Below are 8,263 nucleotides of genomic sequence, written 5' to 3'. Positions count from 1 at the left end.
CCACCACCAGCGGCAGCCCCTGCCCGGCCAGCCGCTCGGCCACCGGCCGCCAGCCGAGGTCCAGCGTCTTCGGCGCCGGGCCGAGCTTCCTGCCCGCCACCCGCCAGGGCTGCTCGACCAGCGCCACGGTGATCCCGCGCGCCGGCAGCCTCCCCGCCAGTGCCACCAGGTCCCGGGCCTCGATCCCGCCGCCCGCACCGTGGCCGAGCGCCAGTACGGCCTCGGGCTCCGCGGCCCGGTGGTAGCTGATCCGGGCCTCCCCGGCCTCGGTGGGGACCAGTTCGGTGGTGCTCATCTCGACGTCTCCAGGAACGTTCGGCACGGGTCAGAACAGGGTGGTCTCGTACTCGACCTCGGCCCACGGCTCCTTGAGCTCCGGGCCGTTGTTGCGGATGCTGCCGACCGCCGGCGACACCGGGGCGGCCAGCAGCGCGCCCGGCGGCGGGGGTGTCAGCAGCCTGCGCAGCCCGTCCGGGTCGGTCAGCCGCGGGTCCAGCCACTCGTCCCAGTCCTGCGGGTCCAGGAACAGCGGCATCCGCTCGTGGATCGGCGCCAGCGCCTCCTCGGCGTCCGTGGTGACGACGGTGAACGTCACCAGCCAGGCCTCCGGGTGCCCGGGCGGCACCGCCCGGTTGCGCCAGAACTCGTACAGCCCGGCCAGCGCCAGCGGGCTGCCGTCCGCCCGGGAGACGAAGTACGGCTTCTTGCGCGCCTTGCCGCGCTCCCCCGGGACCGTCTGCCACTCGTAGTAGCCGTCCACCGGCAGGATGCACCGGCGTGCGGCGAAGGCCTGCCGGTACGAGGGCTTCTCGTGCACCGTGTCCGACCGGGCGTTGATCATCTTCACCGCCGTCTCGGCGGAGTCCGACCACTGCGGCACCAGCCCCCAGCGCAGCACCCGCAGCTGCCGCACCGGCCGCGGCCGGTCCCTGCCCAGCCGCTCCAGCACCACGAACGCGCTGTCGGTCGGCGCGACGTTCCAGTTCGGGTCCAGGGTCTCCTCGGGGTCCCAGTGCTCGACGTCGAACAGCTCGACGACGTCCTCGGGCTTGCTGCTGGCTGCGAACCGACCGCACATGCGGGCCAGCTTGCCATGCCGCCGGTCCTCAGGACCTGTTCGTCCCCGGCCCGGAACCGCCCGCTCCCGCCCGCCCGTCCCCGCATGGGAGGCTGCCCCGAACGGCCCAATGCGACGGCCCAGTGCGACGGACGGAGGCGGAGAGACACCGATGAACGCGAACGACCAGACCCTCGGCGACCTGTGGAACCAGGTGGCCGGCACCCAGACCGCCCCGCCCGGCTGGCTGGTCCTGGCCACCGGCGCCGCCGCCCTGCTCGCCGTCCTGGCCCGCCCGCTGTGGCACGTCGCCCGCAACGCCGTGACCATCGCCCACGAGGGCGGCCACGGCCTGATCGCCCTGGTCACCGGCCGCAAGCTGGCCGGCATCCGGCTGCACTCGGACACCTCCGGACTCACCCTCTCCTACGGCCGCCCCACCGGCCCCGGCATGGTCCTCACCGCCGCCGCCGGCTACACCGCCCCCGCCCTGCTCGGCCTCGGCTGCGCCGCCCTGCTCGCCGCCGACCGGATCACCCTGCTGCTCTGGCTGGCGATCGTGCTGCTGCTCGCCCTGCTCCTGCGCATCCGCAACGCCTTCGGCTTCCTCAGCGTGCTGGTCGCCGGCGGCGCCTTCTTCCTGGTCTCCTGGTTCGGCAGCGCCGAGGTCCAGGCCGGCTTCGCCTACCTCGGCTGCTGGTTCCTGCTCTTCGGCGCCGTCCGCCCCGTCCTGGAACTCCAGCACCAGCGCCGGATCGGCTGGGCCCGCGACTCCGACGCCGACCAGCTCGCCCGGCTCACCCACGTCCCCGCCCTCGCCTGGGTCACCGTCTTCCTGCTCGTCGCCCTCGCCTGCCTCGCCCTCGGCGCCGCATGGCTGCTCCAGCCCCTGCAGTAGCCCCCGGCCCCCGCCCGCCGTCCGGCCGCCGCCGAGGCCGTTCCGGTGCGGCCCCTAGACTTGCCCCATGACCGAGACCCTGTGGCCCGCCCCCGTCGCGACCAGCCCCGTCGACGCCACCGTCACCATCCCCGGCTCCAAGTCGGTCACCAACCGGGCCCTGGTGCTGGCGGCACTCGCCGACGGGCCGGGCTGGGTGCGCCGCCCGCTGCGCAGCCGCGACTCCCAGCTGATGGCCGACGGCCTGCGCGCCCTCGGGGTCACCATCGAGGAGAAGGTCAACAACGACTCCGGCGGCACCGGCGGCGGCGAGGCCTGGCGGGTCATCCCCGCCCCCGCGCTGCTCGGCCCCGCCTCGGTCGACGTCGGCAACGCCGGCACGGTGATGCGCTTCCTGCCCCCGCTCGCCGTCCTCGCCGACGGCCCGGTGCACTTCGACGGCGACCCGCGCTGCTACGAGCGCCCCCAGCACGGCGTGATCAACGCCCTGCGCGCGCTCGGCGCCCGGATCGAGGACGGCGGCCGCGGCGCCTTCCCGCTCACCGTGCACGGCACCGGCTCGCTGGACGGCGGCCCGGTCGAGCTGGACGCCTCCTCCTCGTCCCAGTTCGTCTCCGCGCTGCTGCTCTCGGGCGCCCGCTACAACCACGGCATCGAGGTCCGCCACGTCGGCGGCCCGGTTCCGTCGCTGCCGCACATCCGGATGACGGTGGAGATGCTGCGGCTGGCCGGCGCCCAGGTCGACGCCCCCGAGGACGGCGGCGAGAAGGACGTCTGGCGGGTCACCCCCGGTGCCCTGCTCGGCCGCGACCTGGTGGTCGAGCCGGACCTCTCCAACGCCGCGCCGTTCTTCGCCGCCGCCCTGGTCACCGGCGGCCGGGTCACCGTGCGGGACTGGCCCAAGCACACCACCCAGCCCGGCGACCAGCTGCGCGAGATCTACACCCGGATGGGTGGCGCCTGCGAGTTCACCGACGAGGGCCTCCAGTTCACCGGCACCGGCCGGATCCACGGCATCGAGGCCGACCTGCACGACGTCGGCGAGCTCACCCCGGTGATCGCCGCGGTCGCCGCGCTCGCCGACTCCGAGTCCCACCTGTACGGCATCGCCCACCTGCGCCTGCACGAGACCGACCGGCTCGCCGCGCTCGCCAAGGAGATCAACGACCTGGGCGGCGACGTCACCGAGACCGAGGACGGCCTGCGGATCCGCCCGCGCCCGCTGCACGGCGGCATCTTCCACACCTACGAGGACCACCGGCTCGCCACCGCCGCCGCCGTCCTCGGCCTCGCCGTGCCCGGCGTCGAGGTCGAGAACGTGGCCACCACCGCCAAGACCCTGCCCGACTTCCCCGGGATGTGGTCCGAGCTGCTCGGCGGAGCGGCGGCGGGCGTCTGAGCGGAGACTGAGCACATGCGCCGCTACGGCAAGGACGCCGACGAGGACGACATCCGCAACCGCCCCGCCCGCCGGGGCTCCCGGCCGCGGACCCGGATCCGACCCAAGCACGAGGACGCCGCCGAGGCGATGGTGCTGACCGTCGACCGCGGCCGGATCACCTGCCTGGTCGACCCGGGAACGAAGCAGGAGCGCGAGGTCGTCGCCATGAAGGCCCGCGAGCTGGGCCGCAAGGGCGTCGTCGTCGGCGACGTGGTCAACCTGGTCGGCGACCTCTCCGGGGACGCCGACACCCTCGCCCGGATCGTCCGGGTCGAGGAGCGCAGCTCGGTGCTGCGGCGCACCGCGGACGACGACGACCCGTACGAGCGGATCGTGGTCGCCAACGCCGAGCAGCTGGCCATCGTCACCGCCCTGGCCGACCCGGAGCCGCGTCCCCGGCTGATCGACCGCTGCCTGGTGGCGGCCTACGACGCGGGCATGGAGCCGCTGCTGGTGCTCACCAAGTCCGACCTCGCCCCGGCCTCGACGCTGCTGGACTCCTACGCGTCACTGGGCATCACGTACGTGGTCACCCGCCGCGACGAGCTGGAGACCACCGGCGCCGAGGCCGTGCGCGAGCACCTGCGCGGGCTCTCCACGGTGTTCATCGGCCACTCCGGCGTCGGCAAGACCACCCTGGTCAACGCGCTCGTCCCGGACCGCCAGCGGCAGACCGGGCACGTCAACGCGGTCACCGGCCGCGGCCGGCACACCACCGTCTCCGCCCTGGCCCTGCGGCTGCCCCCGCCGCCCGGCGCCAAGCCGGGCTCGAAGAAGGCGCTGAACTCCGGCTGGGTGATCGACACCCCCGGCTTCCGCTCCTTCGGCCTCTCGCACATCGACCCGTCCCGGGTCATCCACGCCTTCCCCGACCTGGAGCCCGGCACCGTCGACTGCCCGCGCGCGTGCAGCCACGACGAGCCGGACTGCGCGCTGGACGCGTGGGTCGCGGACGGCCACGCCGAGGCCGCCCGGCTCTACTCGCTGCGCCGTCTGCTGGCCAGCAAGGAGGGCGAGGTCGACTGAGCCCGGCCGCCCTTCGCCACTGCCTGAGGTTGGTGGCCCGTTCGAGGTGTCGGAGCGGGCTCACCTGGCGATCATAGGAAAGTCGGGCCATCGCGGTCCGACCGTCGATCGACAGGGAGGGCACGCGATGGCATGGGCCCTGGTGGTCCTGGCCGGCCTGCTGGAGACCGGCTTCGCGGTCAACCTCAAGCTCAGCGAGGGCTTCACCAAGCTCTGGCCCACCATCAGCTTCTGCGTGTTCGCCCTCGGCAGCTTCGGCCTGCTCACCCTCTCCCTGAAGACCCTGCCGGTCGGCCCCGCCTACGCGGTGTGGACGGGCATCGGCGCGGCCGGCACCGCGGTCTACGGCATGGCCTTCCTGGGCGAGAGCACCTCGGTGCTCAAGCTGGTCTCGATCTCGCTGGTGATCGCCGGCGTCGTCGGCCTCCAGCTCAGCACCGCGGCGCACTGAACGGCCGGGCGCCCGCACCCGTTCCGTCCCGCCCCGCGAGCCCGGCTGTGCCGATCGGGGGAGGCTCGCTAGGGTTTCCGGCATGGCCGACTACCACGACGACCTCCGACTCGCCCATGTCCTCGCCGACTCGGCCGACTCGGTCACACTGGAGCGCTTCCGCGCGCTCGACCTGAAGATCGAGACCAAGCCCGACCTCACCCCGGTGAGCGACGCCGACAAGGCCGCCGAGGAACTCGTGCGCAGCGTGCTCCAGCGCGCCCGCCCGCGCGACGCCGTCCTCGGCGAGGAGTTCGGCCTCCAGGGCTCGGGCCCGCGCCGCTGGGTGATCGACCCGATCGACGGCACCAAGAACTACATCCGCGGTGTCCCGGTCTGGGCCACCCTGATCGCCCTGCTGGAGGACGGCCCGGACGGCGTCGAGCGCCCGGTGGTCGGCATCGTCTCGGCCCCCGCGCTCCAGCGCCGCTGGTGGGCGGCCAAGGGCCTCGGCGCGTTCGGCGGCCGCAGCCTGGCCAAGGCCTCCCGGCTGCACGTCTCCGGCGTCTCCCGGATCGAGGACGCGTCCTTCTCGTACTCCTCGCTCACCGGCTGGGAGGAGCGCGGCCGCCTCGACCCGTTCCTGGACCTCACCCGCGCCTGCTGGCGCACCCGCGCCTACGGCGACTTCTGGTCCTACATGATGGTCGCCGAGGGCGCCGTCGACATCGCCGCCGAGCCCGAGCTGTCGCTGTGGGACATGGCGGCCAACTGCATCATCGTCGAGGAGGCCGGCGGCCGCTTCACCGGCCTGGACGGCATCCCCGGCCCCGGCGGCGCCGACGCGGTCGCCTCCAACGGGCTGCTGCACGAGGAAGCCCTGCGCCGGCTGAGCGTCTGACCGTGGTCGCGGCCCCTTGACCGGTGGGAGCCGGTCGAGGGGCCGCCGCTCTGTCCGGCCCGGCGCTACTGCTTGCGCAGCTCCCGGACCGCCGCGTCCAGCCGCTGCCCGAAGTCGGCGTCGGCCTTGCGGAAGTTGTCGACCGCCCGCTCCACGATGTCCTCGCGGTCGGCGGAGACCTTGGCGATGAAGCCCGACAGGTTGGCGATCAGGCGCTGCTTCTCCTCCTCGGAGAACAGCCGGTACAGGTCGCCGGCCTGCACGAAGTCGTCGTCCTCGGCGTGCGACGGCGCGACGTGGTTGCCGGTGAGGCCGTCGACGGCGGTCGCGGCCCACAGCGGACGGCCGGTCTGCACCGGGCCGCCGAAGCTGTTCGGCTCGTAGTTCTTCTGACGGCCGTGGCGGCCGTCGTACAGGTAGCCGTCCCGGCCGTTGGTACGGGCCTCGGTGGCGTGCGGGCGGTTCACCGGCAGGTGGTCGGCGTTGATGCCGACCCGGTAGCGGTGGGCGTCGGCGTACGCGAACAGGCGGCCCTGGAGCATCTTGTCCGGGGACGGGCCGATGCCGGGCACGAAGTGCGCCGGGGAGAAGACCGACTGCTCGACCTCGGCGAAGACGTTGTCGGGGTTGCGGTTGAGCTCCAGCCGGCCGATCTCGATCGGCGGGTAGTCGGCGTGCGGCCAGACCTTGGTCAGGTCGAAGGGGTTGAAGCGGTAGTTCGCCGCGTCGGCCGCGGGCATGATCTGGACCTGCACCGTCCAGCTGGGGAACTCGCCGCGCTCGATCGACTCGCGAAGGTCGCGCTGGTGGCTGTCCGGGTCCTCGCCGGCGAGGGTGTTGGCCTCGGCCTGGGTGAGGTTGCGGATGCCCTGGTCGGTCTTGAAGTGGTACTTGACCCAGAAGTGCTCGCCGGCCTCGTTCTGCCACTGGTAGGTGTGCGAGCCGTAGCCGTTCATGTGCCGGTACGAGGCCGGGATGCCCCGGTCGCCGAACAGCCAGGTCACCTGGTGGGTGGCCTCGGGCGACAGGCCCCAGAAGTCCCAGACGTTGTCCGCCTCCTGCGAGCCGGTGTACGGGTCGCGCTTCTGGGTGTGGATGAAGTCGGGGAACTTGATGGCGTCCTTGATGAAGAACACCGGGGTGTTGTTGCCGACGAGGTCGTAGTTGCCCTCCTCGGTGTAGAACTTCAGCGCGAAGCCGCGCGGGTCGCGCACCGCGTCGGCCGCGCCGAGGTTGCCCGCCACGGTGGAGAACCGCAGGAAAACCTCGGTCTGCTTGCCGATCCCGGACAGGAACGCCGCCCGGGTCCAGGGCGTCACGTCGGCGGTCACGGTGAAGGTGCCGTACGCACCCGCCCCGCGGGCGTGCACCACGCGCTCCGGAATCCGCTCGCGGTTGAAGTGCGCGAGCTTCTCGAACAGCAGCTGGTCCTGGATGAGCGCCGGGCCCCCGACGCCCGCCGTCTCGGTGTTCTGGTTGTCGGCGACGGGGGCACCCGCCTCCGTGGTCAGGGTCGGGCGCTGCTCGTCCTGGGTCGTCATGGGAGTGCCTCCGCGGTATCCGGTCGTGATGACACGATCCTAACTTGGACTTCGTCCAAGTCAACACTGGAACCAATCTCAGAGCGTGACCTACTCTGGATGGCATGAGCGACCTGCTGGAGAGACTGCGCGGAAGAGGCTGGCGGCTGACCTCGCAACGCCGGGTCGTGGCCGAGGTCCTGGACGGCGAGCACGTCCACCTCACCGCGGACGAGGTGCACGCCCGGGCGACGGCCCGGCTGCCGGAGATCAGCCGCGCCACCGTCTACAACACGCTCGGCGAACTCGTCGCCCTCGGCGAGGTCCTGGAGGTGGCCACCGACGGCCGCGCCAAGCGCTACGACCCCAACGCGCACCGCGCCCACCAGCACCTGGTCTGCTCGGGCTGCGGCGCGATCCGCGACGTCCACCCTCAGGGCGACCCGCTCGCCGCCCTCCCCGCCGCCGAGCGCTTCGGCTTCACCGTCACCGCCGCCGAGGTCACCTACCGCGGCCTGTGCCCGAACTGCCGCGCGTAGCCGACCGATTGCCCGGCTACGCGCTCAACTCCGCGTTCAGCGCGCCCAGGAGCCGACCGGCCCGTTCGGCCACCTCGGCCGGCCCGTAGTCGATCGCCCGCCGGCACCAGTTCTCCGCCTGCGTCGGCTCCCCGCGGCGCAGCGCGAGCAGCGCCAGGCGCAGCGCCGCCCGGCCGTGCCCGGCGTCGGCGGCCCGGGTGTACCAGAGCATCGCCTCGGCCTCGCTGTCCTGCCGGGCCAGCAGCAGTCCGAGGTTGAACGCGGCGCTGCGGCTGCCCGCCTCGGCGGCCCGCCGGTACAGGCTCTCGGCGATCTCCAGCGCCCCGCGCTCGGCCGCCCGCACACCCATCCGCACCTGCGCCCGGCGGTGCCCGGCGTCGGCCGCCAGCGCGTACCAGTGCTCGGCCTCGGCGTCCGCGTCCCCGCGCCGGTCCAGCAGCGAGGCCAGCCG

8 protein-coding genes and 2 pseudogenes are annotated in these 8,263 nt (G+C 73.4%); 6 read left to right on the top strand and 4 right to left on the bottom strand.

Features of this window, described 5'->3' with window-relative positions; genetic code table 11:
• Both KS423_RS31360 and KS423_RS31355 read right to left on the bottom strand, forming a co-directional pair.
• Positions 1-295 (bottom strand): annotated as a pseudogene (locus KS423_RS31360) (hydrolase); the annotation flags it as partial.
• Positions 296-325: 30 nt separating this feature from the next.
• Entirely contained in the window at positions 326-1,078 is a 753-nt protein-coding gene (locus KS423_RS31355) for an SOS response-associated peptidase (protein WP_224283151.1), read from the bottom strand.
• 151 nt (positions 1,079-1,229) lie between these two features.
• Here KS423_RS31355 and KS423_RS31350 point away from each other — a divergent pair, with 151 nt between their 5' ends.
• From KS423_RS31350 to hisN, 5 genes are all read left to right on the top strand, one after another.
• Positions 1,230-1,955 carry a M50 family metallopeptidase gene (locus tag KS423_RS31350; protein ID WP_224283150.1) on the top strand — a complete coding sequence of 242 codons (726 nt, stop codon included), beginning with the start codon at positions 1,230-1,232 and terminating at the stop codon, positions 1,953-1,955.
• 67 nt (positions 1,956-2,022) lie between these two features.
• Positions 2,023-3,354: a 3-phosphoshikimate 1-carboxyvinyltransferase gene (gene aroA / locus KS423_RS31345; protein ID WP_224283149.1), complete on the top strand. Its 1,332-nt coding sequence runs from the start codon at positions 2,023-2,025 to the stop codon at positions 3,352-3,354.
• A gap of 15 nt (positions 3,355-3,369) precedes the next feature.
• Positions 3,370-4,422: a ribosome small subunit-dependent GTPase A gene (gene rsgA, locus KS423_RS31340; protein WP_224283148.1), complete on the top strand. Its 1,053-nt coding sequence runs from the start codon at positions 3,370-3,372 to the stop codon at positions 4,420-4,422.
• A 127-nt stretch (positions 4,423-4,549) separates the two neighbouring features.
• Positions 4,550-4,873, top strand: coding sequence for a multidrug efflux SMR transporter (locus tag KS423_RS31335; RefSeq protein WP_224283147.1), 324 nt, complete (start codon positions 4,550-4,552; stop codon positions 4,871-4,873).
• Positions 4,874-4,955: 82 nt separating this feature from the next.
• The gene (hisN, locus tag KS423_RS31330; RefSeq protein WP_224283146.1) at positions 4,956-5,753 is read left to right on the top strand and encodes a histidinol-phosphatase; all 798 of its coding nucleotides are present in this window, start codon (positions 4,956-4,958) and stop codon (positions 5,751-5,753) included.
• Between the two features lie 65 nt (positions 5,754-5,818).
• Here hisN and KS423_RS31325 read toward each other — a convergent pair whose 3' ends face one another.
• Entirely contained in the window at positions 5,819-7,294 is a 1,476-nt protein-coding gene (locus tag KS423_RS31325) for a catalase (protein WP_224283145.1), read from the bottom strand.
• A 104-nt stretch (positions 7,295-7,398) separates the two neighbouring features.
• Here KS423_RS31325 and KS423_RS31320 point away from each other — a divergent pair, with 104 nt between their 5' ends.
• Positions 7,399-7,812: a Fur family transcriptional regulator gene (locus KS423_RS31320; RefSeq protein WP_224283144.1), complete on the top strand. Its 414-nt coding sequence runs from the start codon at positions 7,399-7,401 to the stop codon at positions 7,810-7,812.
• Positions 7,813-7,828: 16 nt separating this feature from the next.
• Here KS423_RS31320 and KS423_RS31315 read toward each other — a convergent pair.
• Positions 7,829-8,263 (bottom strand): annotated as a pseudogene (locus KS423_RS31315) (sel1 repeat family protein); the annotation flags it as partial.

Origin of the sequence: Streptomyces sp. LS1784 (assembly GCF_020103755.1) — a bacterium.
Classification (GTDB): Bacteria; Actinomycetota; Actinomycetes; order Streptomycetales; family Streptomycetaceae; genus Kitasatospora.
This window is presented reverse-complemented; position numbering and strand designations above follow the sequence as displayed.